Genomic DNA, 16,995 nt, shown 5'->3' on the forward strand with positions numbered 1-16,995 from the left:
ACTAGCTCGCCTCCTGAGGGAGCGTCGAGGGCAGGGTTTCGTTGGCGTGGGCCGCGGAGCGGTGCCAAGCGGTGAGCGCCGGTACGGCGGCGCGCAGGGTCCGCCAGGCGTGCAGCCCGGCGGGGAGGGTGCCCGGACGCAGCAGCTCGCGTTCGGGGGTGTCGACGACCACCCGCAGCACGGCTGCGGGCAGTTCGGGGCGGAGCCGGGCGCGGGCCGCCAGGACGGCGGCCGCCTCCATGTCCACGGCCAGCGCGCCCTGGGCGTGCAGGGCGCGGCGCTCCAGGCCGCGGACGACGTGGTCGGCGGTGTGGTGCAGCCCCGTGTGCACGGTCAGGCCCCGGGCCCGCAGGGCGGCGGCCAGCGGCCCGGCCGAGTCGAGCGGGTGCTCGCCGCCCTGGGCGTCCCGGACGCCGTCGGCGACGATGACGTCCCCGGGCCGGATGCCGGGGCCGACGGCGGCGCCGAAACCGGCCACCACCAGGGCACCGTACCCGCCGGTGGCGAGCAGCGCCGCCGCACGCTCACGGGCCCGCAGCGGGCCCATGCCGGTGCGGGCCAGCACGGGCGGGCCGAGCGCGCCCGTCCAGTCGCCGCCGCGCAGCGCCCAGACCTCGGGCGCCAGCGCGCAGACCACGAGCAGCGGTGCGGGCCTCACGTCCGGCCACCGCCCAGCGGGGTGCCGTGCACGTACCGGCCGAGCGCGGTGACGGGGAAGACCAGCCGGTAGAGGTGGTAGTTGATGGAGAAGTCCCAGGGGAAGCCGGTGCCGGTGAACTGCGGCTCGTCCCAGGTGCCCTCCGGCAGCTGGGTGTCGACCAGCCACTGCACCCCCCGCTCGACGGCCGGGCTCGGGGTGCCCGCGAGGCCCTCGCCCGCCGCGAGCAGGGCCATCAGGGCCCAGGCGGTCTGCGAGGCGGTGGAGTCGCCCCGGCCGGACCACTGCTCGGGGTCGTCGTAGGAGCGCATGTCCTCGCCCCAGCCGCCGTCGGCGTTCTGCCGGCTCTCCAGCCAGCCGACGGCCCGGCGGATGGCGGGGTGGCCGACGGGCATCCCGGCCGCGACCAGGGCGGGCAGCACCGAGCCGGTGCCGTAGATGTAGTTGGTGCCCCAGCGGCCGAACCACGAGCCGTCGGCCTCCTGGTTGGCCAGCAGCCAGGCGATGCCGCGCCGGGTGCGCGGGTCGTCGGCCCGGCCGGTCTCGGCGAGCATCTCGACCACGTGCGCGGTGACGTCCGCCGAGGGCGGGTCGACGACCTCGCCGAAGTCGCAGAACGGCAGCTTGTTGGGGAGGGTGCTGGTGTTGTCGACGTCGAAGGCGCCCCAGGCGCCGTTCTTCGACTGCATGCCGAGATTCCACTCGACGGCGCGGTCGACCGCGCCGTCGAGGCGGGCCTGGTCCGGATGGGTGACGCGGCGCAGCGCGAGGACCACCTCGGCGGTGTCGTCGATGTCGGGGTAGTTGTCGTTCTCGAACTCGAAGGCCCAGCCGCCGGGGGTGAGCCCGGGGCGCTGGACGGCCCAGTCCCCGGGGGTGGTGATCTCCTCGTCGAGCATCCAGCCGACGGCGGAGACCAGCGCGGGGTGGTCGGCGGGCAGCCCGGCGTCGCGGAGCGCGATGGTCGCCAGGCAGGTGTCCCAGACCGGGGACTGGCAGGCCTCCATCCAGCGGCGGCCGTCCTCGGTGTGCACGGTGAAGCGGTCGAAGGAGTCGAGCCCGGCCTTCATCACCGGGTGGTCGAGCTCGTAGCCGAGCAGGTGCAGGGCGATCAGCGAGTAGACGGCGGGCGGTTGGATGCCGCCCCAGCAGCCGTCGGCCTCCTGCCGTTCGACGATCCACCGCCCGGCGCGGGCCAGTGCGAGGCGACGCAGCGGGCGGGCCGCGTAGCGGTGGTAGGTGTGCAGCACCCGGTCGAGGCGTTCGAAGAGGCCGTCCCAGCTGGCGGGCGGGGCGAGCGGCCGCTCGGGGTAGGGGTCGGCCGGGTCGGTGTGCAGCTCGGTGAGGGCGAAGGGCGCCTGGCGCACCGGGCGGTGGGCCGAGACGACGGTCAGCGGCACGATGGTCTGCCGGGCCCAGCAGCCGAAGGCGTAGATGTTCAGCGGCAGCCATCTGGGCAGGAACATGATCTCGGGCGGCATCTCCGGCAGTCGCTCCCACGGCCACCAGCCGAAGAGCGCGAGCCAGATCCGGGTGAAGACGCGGGCGGCCGCGATCCCGCCGCGCTCGCGGACGTGGGCGGCGGCGGCGCGCATGTGCGGGGCCTCGGGGTCGTCCCCGGCCAGCTTGAGGGCGACGTACGCCTCGACAGTGGTGGAGAGCTCGGGCGGGCCGTCGTGGAAGGTGGACCAGGTGCCGTCGGCACGCTGCTGCGAGCGGATCCAGGCGGCGGTGGCCGCCGTCTGCTCAGAAGTCCGGATGCCGAGGAACTGACGCAGTAACAGGTCCTCGGCGTCCATGGTGACGTTGGTCTCCAGGTCGCCCTTCCACCAGCCGTCGGCGTGCTGAAGTGACAGCAGGTGGCCGGTGGCGCGGGCCAGTGCCTCGGCGGCTCCCGTCGGGACGTCGGGCGACGCTCCGTCCGGCTCCCACCGCTTCGCCCCGTACGGCAGGGCGGAACGATCCGCCACTGCCTGACGGCCGTTCAGCCGTTCGGGCACCGGCGGGCGGTCGCTCACCGCGACCGGCTCGGAATCGTACTCAGGGTCGAGCCGGCCGTCCGCGGTTGCTGTCAACTTGACGTCACCTCTCTCGTACCACCACGAATTCGGCGAGTGCGACGAAGTGCTCGCGCACCTCGTCGGCCATGGGCACCTCGTCCAGTGCGGCGAGGGCGGTCTTGTGCTGGCGGCGGGCCTCGCCCTGCGTCCAGGCGCGGCCGCCGGCCTGTTCGATCAGGGCGGCGCGGGCGGCGAGCACCGGCTCGCTCTCCTCGCCCCGGCCCTGCGGGTCGGCGAGCTGGGCGGCCAGGGTGCGCGAGGCGGCGCCGCCCTCGGCGAGCGCGGCGGCGACGGGCAGCGACTTCTTGCGTTGGCGCAGGTCGCCCCAGTGCGGCTTGCCGGTGACCTCGGTGGCGCCCCAGATGCCGAGCAGGTCGTCGACGGCCTGGAAGGCGAGGCCGAGGTGGTAGCCGTAGCGCTGGAGGGCGCCGGAGACGCGGTCGTCGGCGCCGGCCAGCACCGCGCCGATCGCCGAGGCGGCGGCGAGCAGGGCGCCGGTCTTACCGCCCTCCATCTCCAGGCACTCCTCGACGGTGACGCTGTCGCGCTGCTCGAAGGAGACGTCCATCGCCTGGCCGTCGATCAGCTTCCGGGTCGCGGAGGTGATCAGCCGGACGGCGCGGGCCGCGTCGGTGGCGCTCGCCCCGCCGGTGACGGCGGCGTCGAGCAGCACCTCGGTGCCCAGGGTGGCCAGCGCGTCGCCGACCAGGATCGCCTGGGCCGGGCCGAAGACCGTCCAGGCCGTGGCCCGGTGCCGTCGGGTCTCGTCACCGTCCATCAGATCATCATGGAGCAGCGAGAAGTTGTGGACCAGTTCAACGGAGACGCCCCCGGGCACCCCCGCCTCGGCGGGCGCCCCGACGGCCTGCGCCGAGAGCAGCGCGAGCGCCGGGCGGACGGCCTTGCCGCCGTCCCCGGAGGCGGGCTTCCCCTCCCGGTCGATCCAGCCGAAGTGGTACGCCGCGACGGTGTCCATCGGCGCCGCCAGCCGGGCGACGGCCGCCTTCAGCGGCGGGGTGCACAGGGTGCGCCCGCGCGCCAGCAGCTCGGGCACCGACGGCACCTCCTTGACCGGTGTCCCTGGTCTGGCGGCAGTGCCGGTACGAGGCTCCACGTGCTTGCCCTCTCCCTGAGGTCGCCGGAGCGCTGCGGGCGTCCGGCCTGGTGCGGTGTCAGTGTCTGGGCCGGTCCGGGTGCCTGGGGCGGTGCTCACCTGGGCCACCTGCCGTCACCCCGGTCGGCCGGGAGGCGGCGGCCGCTCGCGGCGAGCGCCGCGTCGGCGGCGGCGTGGCCGCTGCGGACGGCGCCCTCCATGGTCGCGGGCCAGCCGGTGGCCGTCCACGAGCCGGCCAGCAGCAGGCCGGGCACCTCCGTCCGGGCCTTCGGCCGCACGGCCGCGGTGCCCGGGGCCGGGTCGAAGGTCGCGGTGCGCTCGCGGGTGACGAAGAAGTCCAGCACCTCGGCCCCCCGGGCGGCCGGGAGCAGCCGCTCCAGCTCCGGCAGATAGCGGCGGCGCAGCTCGGCGACGGGCAGGTCGATCTCGTCCTGCACGGCCGACTGCGAGAGGGCCAGGTACTGGGCGCCCGGGGTGGCCAGCCCGGAGTGCGCGGTGCGGTCGAAGACCCACTGCACCGGCGAGCCGAGCGCGGCGAAGAACGGACGGCGCAGCAGCTTGCGGTCGTAGACCACGTGCACGTTGAGGATCGGCGCGTGGCCGAGCTCGCCGATCGGCTCGCGGACGGCCCCGGTGGGCAGCAGCGAGGCGGCCGCCTCCTGGGCGCCCGCGAGCACCACGGTGTCGGCGGTGAGCAGCTCACCGCTCTCCAGCCGCACGCAGTGCTGGCCGTCGCCGGGCTTGAGCTCGACGGCGCGGGCCCGCAGCAGGACGCGCACGTCGGCCCGCTCCAGCTCGGCCAGCGCGGCGTCGTGGTGGATCTCGCCGAGCGGGCGGCTCGCCATGCCGATGTCGGAGGCGCCCGGGTCGGAGAGCAGGCCGGTCTTGAAGACCATCGCGGCGAGCGCCAGCGAGGTCTGGTCGGCGGTCGCGTTCAGGGTCGCGACACCGACCAGGTCCCACATGGCCGCGAGGGTGGCCGGGGTCTGGCCGTGGCGGCGCAGCCACTCGCCGAAGGAGATGTCGTCCAGCGCCGGGTCGGCGAGGTCGAGCCCCTTCAGGGCGAGCGCGGCGCGGACCACCCGCAGGCGGTCGACGGGGCCCAGGTGCGGGTACGTGGCGAGGCTGCCCGCCAGGTGCAGCGGCACCGGCAGACCCGCCCGGCGCAGCCGGCCCAGCGTGCGCCGCCCGTCGGGCGAGACGCCGAGGACGGGCACGTCGAGGCGGGGCTGGAGCTCGGTGAGCCTGGTGGCGCCGAGCCGGTCGACCAGCCCGCGGTAGGCGGTGCAGCAGCGCAGGAAGACGTGCTGGCCGTTGTCGACCGTCAGCTCGCCGCGCTTGAAGGAGAAGGCCAGGCCGCCGAGCCGGGGCCTGGTCTCGACCAGCGTGACGCGCCGCCCGGCCTCGGCCAGGCGCAGCGCGGTGGTGATCCCGGCGAGGCCGCCGCCGATCACCAGCGCGGTGGGGGTCTCGGGTCGTGACGTCATCGCCGCCTCCCCCTCCCCTGGTGTCGCTCTTCGCTCATGGACAACACGTGTCCGCACCGGTGCGTATCCATGCTGACACAGCGTGACAGAACTGGCCCGAGAATCAAGAACGCCCTCCGGCGAGCCCGGACAGAGCCACGTATGCCTTCTCCCAGCCCGGCAGCGAGACCCGGCCGCGCAGCACCGACTCCGGGTCGGCGGCGATCCGGCCGAGCAGCCGGTGGTAGATCCCGGCCATCGCGGCGGTGCAGGCGCGGCTGCGGCGGTCGAGCATCGGCAGCAGCCGCAGGCCCTCCTCGAAGCACTGCTGGGCCCGCTCGGCCTCGAACGAGACCAGGCCGGTGAAGTCGGCGCCGAGCGGGGGCTTCGACAGGGCGAAGCCCTGCTCGCAGCCGAACCGGACGAGGTCCTCGGTCGGCAGGTAGATCCGGCCGTTCAGAGCGTCCTCGCGCAGGTCGCGCAGGATGTTGGTGAGCTGGAGCGCCAGGCCCAGGGTGTCGGCGTACTCGGCCCCGAGCACCGGGTCCTCGCAGCCGTACACGCCGAGCGAGAGGCGGCCGATCGCTCCGGCGACGCAGCGGCAGTAGACCTTCAGGTCGTCGAAGGTCTCGTACTCGGCGCCCTTGAGGTCCATCTCGACGCCGTCGATCAGCTCGTCGAAGCCGTCGAGCGGGATCGGGAAGCGCCGGGCGGTGTCGGCGAGCGCCACCTTGATCGGGTCGGTGTCGTCCTCGCTGACGGCGCCCTGGCGGATCTCGTCGAGCAGCTCGCGGGTGTGCCGCAGCTGCTCGGCCTTGCGGTGCTCGGGCAGGTCCCCGTCGCCGATGTCGTCGACCCGGCGGGCCAGGGCGTAGAGCGCGGACATGCCGAGCCGCTTGGCCTCGGGGAGCAGGCGGATGCCGTAGCTGAAGTTCCGGGCCTGGAGGGCGGTGACCGCCTCGCAGTACCGGTACGCCGCCATGACCTGCGCCGATGCCAGTGGTGATGCCGCCACGCGGGCGTTCACCTTCCCTTCGCGAAGAGTGCCGCCGCCTTCACTGCGAGGCGGCGCTTGCCGGGCTTCGGCTGCTGGGCCAGCACGTCGTACCCGGCGGCCTCGATGGCTGCCAGGGCCGCGTACCCACCCGCGGTGAATCCCGCGAGGAGCAGTCGGAGCCTTCCCCGAACCGTACCGACCAGCGGCGCGCCGCGATCGAGCAGGGTGCGCGCCCGTTCGACCTCGAAGGCGACCAGCCTGCGGACCTCGGGCCCGGCGGTCGGCTCGGCGAGGTGCGCCTCGGTCACCCCGAAGCGCTCCAGGTCCTCGCCGGGGAGGTAGATCCGGCCCCGGCCGAAGTCCTCGGCGACGTCCTGGAGGTGCTCGACGATCTGCAGGGCCGAGCAGACGGCGTCGGAGAGCGCGATGCGCTCCGGGGTGGAGACCCCGGCGATCGACAGCACCAGCCGGCCGACCGGGTCGGCGGAGAGCGTGCAGTAGGCGATCAGGTCCTGGTAGGTCGGGTAGCGGTCGGTCCGCTGGTCGAGCCGGTTGGCCTCGATCAGGCGGCGGAACGGCTCGGGGGTGAGCGCGTGCCTGCCGACCAGCGGGACGAGCGCGCGCAGCAGCGGGTGCCGGGGCTGCTCCTTGGCCGCTCCCCCGGGCAGCGCCGCCTCGAAGACGCGGTCGAGGTCGCGCTCCAGGCCGTCCAGCAGGGCGAGCCGCGAGTGCCCGTCCTCGACTCCGAGCAGGGCCGCTACGCCGACCGGGTCGGCGAGGTCGCCGTCACCGGCGTCGTCGACCAGCCGGGCGTAGCCGTAGACGGCCATCAGGTCGGTCCGCCAGGCGGCGGGCAGGAAGGCGGGGGCGACCGGGAAGTTCTCCAGGTCGGCCTTGGCCAGAGTCGTGCCATCTGTCTGATTGTCGGATTTGGCCGAAGCCGCCACTGCCGTCACTCCCCCGTTCTACACCGCGCGGACCCGGCCGCCCACCTCGGACACGCCTGGGGATCGAACACCCGGACACACCGGAGGGCCGGTGGCGCACCTCTCGGTCGCTCACCGGCCCCCACGGCCACTACCCGGTCGCAGCCTCAGCCGCGGTTGAACTTCTCGTACTCGCGGACGACCTCGGTGGTCTCGCCATCCATGATCATCTCGCCCTTCTCGATCCAGATGGTCCGCTCGCAGGTGTCCCGGATCGCGTTGTTGTTGTGCGACACCAGGAAGACCGTGCCGGCCTCCTTGCGCAGCTCGCGGATGCGGGCCTCGCTGCGCTTCTGGAACTTCTGGTCACCGGTGGCGAGCGCCTCGTCGATCAGCAGCACCTCGTGGGTCTTGGCCGCCGCGATCGAGAACCGCAGACGGGCCGCCATGCCCGAGGAGTACGTGCGCATCGGGAGGGAGATGAAGTCGCCCTTCTCGTTGATGCCCGAGAAGTCGACGATCTCCTGGTAGCGCGCCTTCACCTCCTCCGGGGACATCCCCATGGCCAGGCAGCCGAGGATGACGTTCCGGTCACCGGTGAGGTCGTTCATCAGCGCGGCGTTCACGCCCAGCAGCGAGGGCTGGCCGTTGGTGTAGATGGCGCCCTTCTCGGTCGGCAGCAGGCCCGCGATGGCGGCCAGCATGGTCGACTTGCCGGAGCCGTTCGAGCCGATCAGGCCGACCGCCTCGCCCCGGTACGAGGTGAAGCTGATGCCCCGGACGGCGTGCACCTCGCGGATCGCGGGCGAGCGCTTCTTGGAGATGATCCGGCTCAGCGCCGAGGTGGCGCTGCCCTTGCCGGAGCCGGCGCCGTGCACCCGGTAGACGATGTGCACGTCGTCGGCGACCACGGTGGGGATACGGGCGTCGGTGTTGGCCTGGCTTGCCATCGCGGGCGCAGCTCCTCGGGTCTCGGTCATTGCAGTCTCAGCCACGGCCGTACTCCTCCTCGGCCTTCCAGAAGAAGAGGAAGCCGAGCACGCCGGCCGCGACGGCCCAGCCCACGGCGATCAGCCACACGTGGTGCGGGGTGTGGTAGTGGTTGTCCGGCAGGAAGGAGACCCGGATCAGGTCCATGTAGACCGAGGCCGGGTTGACGGCCAGGATCGCCTTCGCGATCGGCGGGAAGTGCTTGATCGCGCTGTCGATGCTGTACATCACGCCGGACATGTACATCCAGGTGCGCAGCAGGAAGGGCATCAGCTGGGCCATGTCACTGGTCTTGGCACCGACCCGGGCCATCACCAGGGCGACCCCGGTGTTGAAGATGCACTGGAGCACCAGGGCGGGGATCACCAGCAGCCAACTCATCACCGGCGGGGTGAAGAAGAGCACGATCCCGACCAGCACGACCATCGAGATCAGCAGCTGCTGGAGCTGGATCACGGTGAACGCGATCGGCATCGCCGCGCGGGGGAAGTGCAGGGCCCGGATCAGCCCGAGGTTGTCGGAGATCGACCGGGTGCCGGCCATCACCGCGCTCTGGGTGAACTGGAAGACGAAGACACCGATGCAGAGCCACGCGATGTAGTCCTCCACACCGTTGCGGCTCTTCATCATCACGCCGAAGACCAGGTAGAACACCGCGCAGTTGAGCAGCGGGGTCAGCACCTGCCAGACCTGGCCGAGCTTGGCCGTCGTGTACTGCGCGACCAGCCGGGCGGTCGCGAACGCCACGATGAAGTGGCGCCGCTGCCAGAGCTGCCGCACGTACGGGACCAGGCCGGGCCGCTTGCCGCTCACGGTCAGGCCGTACTTGGTGGCGAGCTGCTTCGGGGTCAGGCCGGCGTCCGCTCCTACCGGAGCGGAGAGGCTGACGGAGTCACTCACTGTCGACACATTCGTCCTTCACGGGATCGAAGATCCGGTTCACCTCGGGGGAGGCGGGGAACCGGGCGGACCCACAGGGTTCACGGGGGGATAGTCCGACCGGCAACAGGAGGCTGCCGGCTACTGCGATCAGATGATTGGCGGTCGGCCCAACCTGGTCAATCGCCATACAGTACGCCATTTCATCGGCCGTCGCGGACCGCAGGGTTCGCTCCAGCCGGCCCGGAAACCGCCCGTCCAGGCCCGCAGATTCGCCCCCGAAGGGCGGCGGGCCAGGGTGAGCAGCAACCAGACTCCCAGGTAAAGAGGCACCAGAGGGGCCGGAAGGTTCCGTCGCGCCAGCCACACCCTGTTCCGGGCCACGTTGTGGAAGTACGAGGCGTGCCGGGCCGGGGAGGTGGTGGGGTGGTGCAGCACGACGTCCGCGCGGTAGTCGATCGACCAGCCGGCGTCCAGCGCCCGCCAGGCCAGGTCGGTCTCCTCGTGGGCGTAGAAGAACTCGCCCGGGAGCTGGCCGGCCTGGGTGAAGACCGCGCTCCGGACGGCGCTCGCGCCGCCGAGGAAGGTGGTGACCCGGGAGGAGCGCAGCGGGTCGCTGGCCCGCAGCCGGGGCACGTGCCGGCGCTGGGTCTCGCCGGTGTCCGGGTCGGCGATCCGGAAGGAGACGATGCCGAGCTCCGCGTCGGCGGTGAACGCCTCGCGGAGCAGCTTCGCCGAGTCCTTCAGCGGCAGCGAGCCGTCGTCGTCCAGGAAGAGGACGGCGTCCACCTCCCGGGCGTCGGGGCCGAAGAGCTCGATGCCGACGTTGCGCCCGCCCGGGATGCCGACGTTCTCCGGCAGCTCGACGGAGCGCACGCCCGGCGGCAGCGGCGGCAGGGCGGCGCCCTGGCCGACCACGGCGAGCTCGACCGGCGGGCCCTCCTGGAGCCGGACCGACTCGATCAGCGCGTTCAGCTCGTCCGGGCGGTTGCCCATCGTGATGATGACGGCGCCCAGCTTGAAGCCGTCGGCGGTGCTCATCGCAGCCTGCTGGAGAGCACGATGCTGAGCAGGTGCAGGACGGTCTGCAGCATCGCGATGGCGGCCAGCACGACGACCGCGAGGCGGGTGAAGAACAGCCCGCCGTGCACGGCGTCGGCGATGCCCGCCGCCAGGATGAGCAGCGAGGCCTCGACCGCGCCGACCAGCCGGTGGAACTTCAGGAAGGCCGCCGCCCTGCGGGCCTTGGCGACGCCGGAGGAGCGCGGCACCGCGGCGGCGTCCTCGACGGCCGTGAGGCCGCTGCGGGCACGGGCGACGTCGACCAGGTCGGTCTCCGACTTGATCAGGATCGCGCCGAGCGCGGCCAGCGTGCCGAGGAAGGCCCACTCCCAGTGCGAGGCGGTGCCCGCGTGGTGGAAGAGGTCCGCGCCGCGCAGGCCGAGGCCGGTGAGCAGCGCCGCCTCGGACATGTAGTGGCCGACCCGGTCCAGGTACACGCCGGTCAGCGAGGTCTGGCGGCGCCAGCGGGCGACCTCGCCGTCCACGCAGTCGAGCAGCAGGTAGAGCTGGATCAGCAGGGCGCCGAGGACGGCCCCCGCGAGGCCCGGGATCACCAGGGCGGCACCGGCGAGGATGCCGGTGAGCATCATCAGGTAGGTCAGCCCGTTGGGCGTGATCACCGTCACGGTGGAGAGGACGCGGGTGATGCGCAGCGAGATGCTCCGCATGTAGTAGCGGCCGGCCCAGTGCTCCGCACTGCGGCGCTGGAGCATCCCCTCCGGGTGGATGACGGCCCGCAGCTCCTCGATCGAGGGGCGGCGGGTGAGGTCCACCGGGGGGCGGTCAGCTGTTGACGGCTTGGACATAGTCGGCGTACGCGTCCCTGATGTCTGAAGGGGAGAGGTCGAGGTGCTCCAGGATGGTGAAGCGTCCCGGGCGGGTGTTCGGAGCGTAGTGCACCGCCTTGGTGAACTCCGCCTCGGTGAAACCGATCTGAGCCGCAGTCACCGGCAGGCCGTGGTGCGTCAGCCGCTCCACGATCAGACCGGTCAGCTCGCGTTCGCCGCGCAGGTGGCTGGCGAAGGCCGCACCCAGCCCGCACTGCTCACCGTGCTGCGCCGAGCGCTTCGGGTAGAGCACGTCCAGGGCGTGGCAGATCTCGTGACAGGCACCTGAGGACGGCCGGGTGCTGCCCGCGATGCTCATCGCGATGCCGGACAGTACCAGGGCCTCCGCGAGCGTCGTCAGGAGGCCCGGCTCGTCCAGGGTGCCCGGGTGGCGCAGCACGTTCTCACCGGCCGAGCGGGCCATCGCGATGGCCAACCCGTCGATCGGCTCGCCCGTGACGGCGTGCGAGAGCTCCCAGTCCGCGCAGGCCGAGATGTTGGAGATGACATCGCCGATCCCGGCCGCCACGAAGCGCCGTGGGGCCTCCCTGATCACGTCCAGGTCGACGATGATGCCGATCGGGCTCGGCACTCCGTACGAGCCGCGCCCGGCGTCGTTGTCGAGCGTCGAGACGGGCGAGCAGAGGCCGTCGTGCGCCAGGTTGGTGGCCACCGCGACGAGCGGCAGGCCGACCCGGGCGGCGGCGTACTTCGCGACGTCGATGATCTTGCCGCCGCCGAGCCCGACCATCGCGTCGTAGTGCCCCGCGCGCATCTGGTCGGCGAGGCGGACGGCACTGTCGATGCTGCCGTCGGTGACCTCGTACCAGTCCGCGCCGGGCAGCGCGGGCTCCAGGCGCTTGCGGAGCACCGCGCCGGAGCCGTCGCTGATCGCCACCGCTATCCGCCCGGAGGCGGACAGCCGCTGGTCGGCGAGGATGCCGCCGAGGGCGTCCAGCGCCCCCGGGCGGATCTCGACGAAGACCGGCGAGGGCACCAGACGGGTCAGTACTGGCACGCGATCTCCCGCGCCTTCGAGAGGTCCTCGTGGTTGTCGACCTCGACCCAGGAGACCTCGCCGATCGGCTGGACGTCGATCCGCAGGCCCCGGTTCACCATCTCCTGGTAGCCGTCCTCGTAGTACAGCTGCGGGTCGCGCTCGAAGGTCGCCTGGAGGGCGCTGGCGAGGTCCTCGGCCGCCGACGGGTTGATGACCGTGACGCCGATGTACTCGCCGGTCGCCTCGGCCGGGTCCATCAGCTTGGTGATCCGGCGCATCCCGGTGGCCGGGTCGACGACGACCTTCATCTCCTCGTCGGCCAGCTTCTTCACGGTGTCCAGGGCGAGCAGGATGCCGGGGGCGTTGCCCTCCTTGATCATCCGGTCGTTGCCGTCGAGCATGGTGCGCTGCACCGAGGCCGGGTGCACGGTGTCCCCGTTGGCGAGCAGCAGGCCCTCGGCGAAGAGCTCACGGGCGCACCAGAGCGAGTAGGCGTTGTTCCACTCCTCGGCCTTGTCGTTCTCGACCAGGGTGAGCTTGACGCCGTACTTCTGCTCCAGCGCGTCCTTGCGGTCGTACACCGCCTCCTTGCGGTAGCCGACCACGATGGCGGCCTCGCGCAGGCCCACCTCGGCGAAGTTGCCGAGGGTGAGGTCCAGGACGGTCCGCTCCCCGTCGACCGGAACCAGCGCCTTGGGCAGGGTGTCGGTGTACGGGCGCAGGCGGCGGCCTGCACCGGCTGCCAGAACGAGGCCGATCATGCGGTGTCTCCTGATTCGTCGTGTTCGGCGGTGGCGTCCCCGAGGACCCAGAAGCGGATGCTCTCGGCGACCACGACCAGAGCGAGTACGGCTGCCAGGGCCACCAGCGCGCCCTGCAGTGCGACCGCCCCGGCACCCTGGTGCCCGAGGGGCCCGGCGGGGCTGCCGGCGTACGCGAGCGCCGCGACGACCGTCACCAGCAGCGCCCGGCCCTCCTGCCCGCCGGTCGCCCGTACCAGCCATCGGGCCGGCGCCCCGGTGCCGCCGCGCAGGCGGTACACCGTGTCGTAGTGATGGTAGGCGACCGCGGCGACCAGCCCGAACGCGGCCGGGAGGGCCGCGACGTCCAGCCGCAGGGCGACCGCGAGCACCGTCAGGTACTCGCCGGCCCGGAAGAACGCGGGTGCCAGCCAGTCCAGCGAGCCGTTCAGCCTGCGGGCCAGCAGCAGGCTGCTCAGCAGGACGTAACCGCCCGCGGCGGCCACCGCCTGCCACGTCCCGGCGGTGAGGTAGACGGCGGCGGGCAGCCCGGCGGCGGCCAGCGCCGCCAGCAGCGGCACGGCGAGCGCCGGGAGGCGGCGGGCGACCGGGCGCAGCACCGGCGCCAGCAGCTCGGCCAGCGGGCCGCCGTCGGCGAGCGTGGCGACCTCGGCGGCCGCCCGGTCGGAGCGCGGGCGGCGGCGGGTCACCGAGCGCAGCACGCGGCCGGCGGTGGTGTAGCAGCAGGCGAGGGCGCAGCCGACGAGCAGCACGCTCAGGGCGGTGCGCGGCGTGGTGCAGGCGGTGAGCACGGCGATCATCGCCCAGCGCTCGCCGATCGGCAGCACGATGATCCGGCGGGCCCAGACCGTCCAGCCGACCCGGTCGAGGCGGCTGGAGAACTGCGCGGTCGGGCTGCTGTTGGCGGGCTGTACCGCTGCCGCGGCTCCGGTCGCCTTCGAGCCCGTCGCCTTCGCGGTGGCGGCTGCGGCGGAGGCGGCGCTGGTCTGGTCGGCCGCCATGAAGGCGAAGTCGACGCTGTGCCGGAAGGTCATCAGCACCATCGCGGCCAGTGCGAGGGCCCAGACGTGGTCGCCCGTGCGGGTGGCGCCGAGCGCCAGGCCCGCATAGAAGGCGTACTCCTTGGCCCGGTCGAAGGTCGCGTCCAGCCAGGCGCCGACGGTCGAGTACTGGAGGTCGTAGCGGGCCAGCTGACCGTCCGTGCAGTCGAGCACGAAGGAGCCGATCAGCAGCACCCCGGCCGCGACGTAGCCGGGCCGGGTGCCGGTGGCCGCGCAGCCCGCCGCGAGCAGGGCGACCAACAGCGAGGCGGTGGTGACCTGGTTCGGGGTGAAGCCGCGCCGGGCGCACCAGCGGGCCAGGTAACGCGAGTACGGGCTGATGAAGAAGGTGGTGAAGAAGCCGTCCCGGGCCTTCACCGCGCGGCGCAGCCGCACGGCCTCCTCGTCCACCTCGCCGACGGCGGCCTGCGCGGCGCGCAGCTCGCTCCCGCTCGCGGGGACGGTCGCGACCAGGGCGCCGAGCTCGGGGCGCTGGACGGCGACTCCCTGCTCGGTGAGCGCCTCGGCCAGCTGGTCCGGGAGCGTGCGGCGGGGGCGGGGGGTCGGCTCTTCGGTCAGCTGGTGCGGGATCGGGGTGCCGTGGGTGGCCTGTCCCGCTGCCGTCGTGGCGTCGGTGCCGGTGCCGGTGCCGGTGAGACTGTGGACGGCGGCCGCGAGGGTGGTGCGGGCCTGCGGGCCGGCCACCACGACCGCGCCCGGTATCGCGGCGGCCGGGAAGCGCGGGTCGGTCAGCGCGAGGCGCAGCGCGTGGCGGTGGCCGACGAAGCCGGCGTCTATCAGCGCTATCCGCTCGTCCTGGCCGCTGCGGCGCGAACCGCGCGTCCCGGGCGCGGGCTGCGGCAGGGCGGCGATCAGGGCGGCGAGCTGCTCGGCGTCGTCGGCGCGGAGGATCTGCCGGAAGCCGAGGGCCACGAGATCCGCTTCGAGCGTGGGGGCGGCCGGGGCGAGCGTCGGCGCACCGGCGTGCAGGACGGCCTGGGAGCCGCCGTGCACGGAGTGGTCGACGGAGCGGTGCGCAGCGCCGGATCTCCCGGACGCGAGCAGCTCGGGGCCGGTCACGATCACAGTGGACAGCGGGACTCACTCCCTGGCGGTGGTGTGCGGTCCGGCCACAACGTAGTGCGGGGGGACGGTCAGGACGGTGGGGGCGTGCGGCGGCTCGGGTCGACTCGGGGCGGCTTGGGGCGGTACCGCCCCGGTGTGAGAACCGTGCCCACGCCGTACCGATCTCGTGGAGAGGGCGGCACTTTGTGCGACAGCGGCGCTTCCGAGCGAACCGAGCGCACCGATCGAGGCTACCGGACCCTCAGTTCGCCCTCGAAACGGCAGCGGGCAGCACTTATCCGCAGCTGACGACCCTGGACCGTGCAGATCATCATTCCGGACGGCATGCCCCACGTTCAAGCCGCCTACCGGTCAAGGCTGAACAGGGGCCTGACGGCAGGACGGACAGGAGGTGAAGCGCGACCGACCAAGTCGCTCACAAATCGAACAACCTGGCGGGCCGTTCGAGTACGTTCGATCCCGTTCGAACCTTTCATGAGCATGTGAGCGTCACGTCACCCAGGGTCCTGGCCCATACGGCAGACTGGCCCCGACGCCGGTTCAGCCCCGCGGCGTACCCCTGACCGGGTGAGCGCGGGCCCCGGCGACGCGCAGCCGACCGCCGGACCAGGTGGGCCGGGCCGGGTCCGCATGCCCCGGTGCGGCTCCGGTCCTCCTGCCGAAAGAGGCCTCATGCCCGAGACCCGACCGACCAGCCAGACCCAGCACTCGACGGACGCGACGAGCGCGCCGGACGTCGACCCGGGGCCGGGCGTCACGGCCGGGGCCACCGCCCCCGAGATCCTGCTGGAGCTCGTCGACGACGAGGGCGCGACCATCGGCACCGCCGAGAAGCTCTGGGCCCACCAGCAGCCGGGCCGACTGCACCGCGCCTTCTCGGTCTTCCTCTTCGACCAGCAGGGGCGGCTGCTGCTCCAGCGCCGCGCGCTCGGCAAGTACCACTCCCCCGGCGTCTGGTCGAACACCTGCTGCGGCCACCCCTACCCCGACGAGCCCCCCTTCGTCGCCGCCGCCCGCCGCACCGCCGAGGAACTCGGCGCCGCCCCCGCCCTGCTCTGCGAGGCGGGCACCGTCCGGTACGACCTGCCCGACGAGGCCTCCGGCCTGATCGAGCGCGAGTGGAACCACCTCTTCGTCGGCCTGATCACCGCCCCCGTCCAACCCCACCCGGACGAGGTCGACGACACCCGCTTCGTGACGGCCGAGGAGCTCAAGGCACTGGAGGCCGAGCGCCCGTTCTCGGTCTGGTTCCGGACGGTCTTCGAGGCCGCCCTCCCCGGCATCCGCGAGATCGCCGGCCGCGACTGGTAGGCGCGACCACCGGCGCTATCGCTGCAGGGGTGTCTGGCGCGAGTGCCAGACGCCCCGGTCGTCCTCGCCCTTCTCCTGGCAGCTGTGACCGGGCTCGATCTCGTCCAGGTCGGCCGCGAAGCCCAGGGCGTGGTGCACGTCGGCGTCCTCCACGGCACCGTCGAACGGCTGCGGGTCGCCGTACCCATCCGCCGTCGGCATCGGCAGCGAGGCCCAGATGATCTTCCCCCCCTCGCCGGTGCGCTCGACGTCGCAGACGCCACCCGCCTGCAGGGTCACGCTCTTCACCAGCAGCAGGCCCCGCCCGCCCAGCTGCCCGAGGTCGCTCTCCAACGCCCTCGGGCGGTACGGGTGCCCGTCCTCGACCGAGATCCGCACCCAGCCCTCGGCGATCGACAGCTCGGCGGTGAGGTACGGCGAGAGCACCGCCGCGTGCGTGACGGCGTTGCTCACCAGCTCCGAGACGATCAGCAGCACATCGTCGATCAGCTCCTGGTAGCGCTGGCCGGCCATGCCCTGGGCCAGCAGCCGGTCCCTGACGGCGTGCCGGGTCTGCGGCACCGCCGCCTCGTGCGCCACCGCCGAGAACCGCCAGACACCCTCCACCGGCACCGCCGAAGGCCGTCTCACGACGGACTCGGCCGCCCCACTGATCTGCTCCACTCCAGGCCGCCCTTCGCACTGGTTCGCACTGGTTCGCAACGGTCCGCGCCGTGGCAGGAAGCGCCCGGCCTTCCGGGTGTCTCGGGGAACCAGGCGTTCCGCTCACGGCTCCCTCGGTCCACCGAGGCTAGGAGAGCACCGGGCGCCCGTGTGGC

Annotated in this window: 15 protein-coding genes; 1 reads left to right on the forward strand and 14 read right to left on the reverse strand. The window is 73.1% G+C overall.

Features of this window, described 5'->3' with window-relative positions; genetic code table 11:
• Position 1: 1 nt before the first annotated feature.
• The 13 genes from ACR68M_RS03115 to ACR68M_RS03175 all read right to left on the reverse strand — a co-directional run bounded on the left by ACR68M_RS03115 (position 2) and on the right by ACR68M_RS03175 (position 14,692).
• The gene (locus tag ACR68M_RS03115; protein ID WP_441248826.1) at positions 2-658 is read right to left on the reverse strand and encodes a phosphorylase family protein; all 657 of its coding nucleotides are present in this window, start codon (positions 656-658) and stop codon (positions 2-4) included.
• The gene (gene shc, locus ACR68M_RS03120; protein ID WP_441251499.1) at positions 655-2,610 is read right to left on the reverse strand and encodes a squalene--hopene cyclase; all 1,956 of its coding nucleotides are present in this window, start codon (positions 2,608-2,610) and stop codon (positions 655-657) included. The genes ACR68M_RS03115 and shc overlap by 4 nt, the downstream gene beginning before the upstream one ends.
• Positions 2,611-2,740: 130 nt before the next feature.
• The gene (locus ACR68M_RS03125) at positions 2,741-3,772 is read right to left on the reverse strand and encodes a polyprenyl synthetase family protein (RefSeq protein WP_441248827.1); all 1,032 of its coding nucleotides are present in this window, start codon (positions 3,770-3,772) and stop codon (positions 2,741-2,743) included.
• A gap of 155 nt (positions 3,773-3,927) precedes the next feature.
• On the reverse strand, positions 3,928-5,319 hold the full coding sequence (gene hpnE, locus ACR68M_RS03130; RefSeq protein WP_441248828.1) for a hydroxysqualene dehydroxylase HpnE: 1,392 nt from the start codon (positions 5,317-5,319) through the stop codon (positions 3,928-3,930).
• Between the two features lie 103 nt (positions 5,320-5,422).
• On the reverse strand, positions 5,423-6,280 hold the full coding sequence (hpnD, locus tag ACR68M_RS03135) for a presqualene diphosphate synthase HpnD (protein WP_441251500.1): 858 nt from the start codon (positions 6,278-6,280) through the stop codon (positions 5,423-5,425).
• A gap of 41 nt (positions 6,281-6,321) precedes the next feature.
• Positions 6,322-7,242, reverse strand: a complete 921-nt coding sequence (gene hpnC, locus ACR68M_RS03140) for a squalene synthase HpnC (protein ID WP_441248829.1) — start codon at positions 7,240-7,242, stop codon at positions 6,322-6,324.
• Between the two features lie 146 nt (positions 7,243-7,388).
• Positions 7,389-8,171, reverse strand: a complete 783-nt coding sequence (locus tag ACR68M_RS03145) for an ABC transporter ATP-binding protein (protein ID WP_441251501.1) — start codon at positions 8,169-8,171, stop codon at positions 7,389-7,391.
• 37 nt (positions 8,172-8,208) lie between these two features.
• Entirely contained in the window at positions 8,209-9,120 is a 912-nt protein-coding gene (locus ACR68M_RS03150; protein ID WP_441248830.1) for an ABC transporter permease, read from the reverse strand.
• Between the two features lie 120 nt (positions 9,121-9,240).
• Positions 9,241-10,131, reverse strand: a complete 891-nt coding sequence (locus tag ACR68M_RS03155) for a glycosyltransferase family 2 protein (RefSeq protein ID WP_441248831.1) — start codon at positions 10,129-10,131, stop codon at positions 9,241-9,243.
• Positions 10,128-10,865, reverse strand: coding sequence for a CDP-alcohol phosphatidyltransferase family protein (locus ACR68M_RS03160; protein ID WP_441251502.1), 738 nt, complete (start codon positions 10,863-10,865; stop codon positions 10,128-10,130). The genes ACR68M_RS03155 and ACR68M_RS03160 overlap by 4 nt, the downstream gene beginning before the upstream one ends.
• 70 nt (positions 10,866-10,935) lie before the next feature.
• Entirely contained in the window at positions 10,936-11,997 is a 1,062-nt protein-coding gene (locus tag ACR68M_RS03165) for an iron-containing alcohol dehydrogenase family protein (protein WP_441248832.1), read from the reverse strand.
• Positions 11,985-12,740: a sugar phosphate nucleotidyltransferase gene (locus ACR68M_RS03170; RefSeq protein ID WP_441248833.1), complete on the reverse strand. Its 756-nt coding sequence runs from the start codon at positions 12,738-12,740 to the stop codon at positions 11,985-11,987. Before ACR68M_RS03170 ends, ACR68M_RS03165 begins: the two co-directional genes overlap by 13 nt.
• A complete protein-coding gene (locus ACR68M_RS03175) occupies positions 12,737-14,692 on the reverse strand; it encodes a DUF5941 domain-containing protein (RefSeq protein ID WP_441251503.1) in 1,956 nt (651 codons plus the stop codon). Before ACR68M_RS03175 ends, ACR68M_RS03170 begins: the two co-directional genes overlap by 4 nt.
• An 846-nt stretch (positions 14,693-15,538) precedes the next feature.
• On the opposite strand from ACR68M_RS03175, the gene idi reads away from it, so the two are divergent.
• Positions 15,539-16,177 carry an isopentenyl-diphosphate Delta-isomerase gene (gene idi / locus ACR68M_RS03180; protein WP_441248834.1) on the forward strand — a complete coding sequence of 213 codons (639 nt, stop codon included), beginning with the start codon at positions 15,539-15,541 and terminating at the stop codon, positions 16,175-16,177.
• A 15-nt stretch (positions 16,178-16,192) separates the two neighbouring features.
• Here the strand turns inward: idi and ACR68M_RS03185 are convergent, their stop codons facing one another.
• Positions 16,193-16,840, reverse strand: coding sequence for an ATP-binding protein (locus ACR68M_RS03185; RefSeq protein WP_441248835.1), 648 nt, complete (start codon positions 16,838-16,840; stop codon positions 16,193-16,195).
• Positions 16,841-16,995: the final 155 nt, after the last annotated feature.

The organism is Kitasatospora sp. McL0602, assembly GCF_052076145.1.
Taxonomy (GTDB): domain Bacteria; phylum Actinomycetota; class Actinomycetes; order Streptomycetales; family Streptomycetaceae; genus Kitasatospora.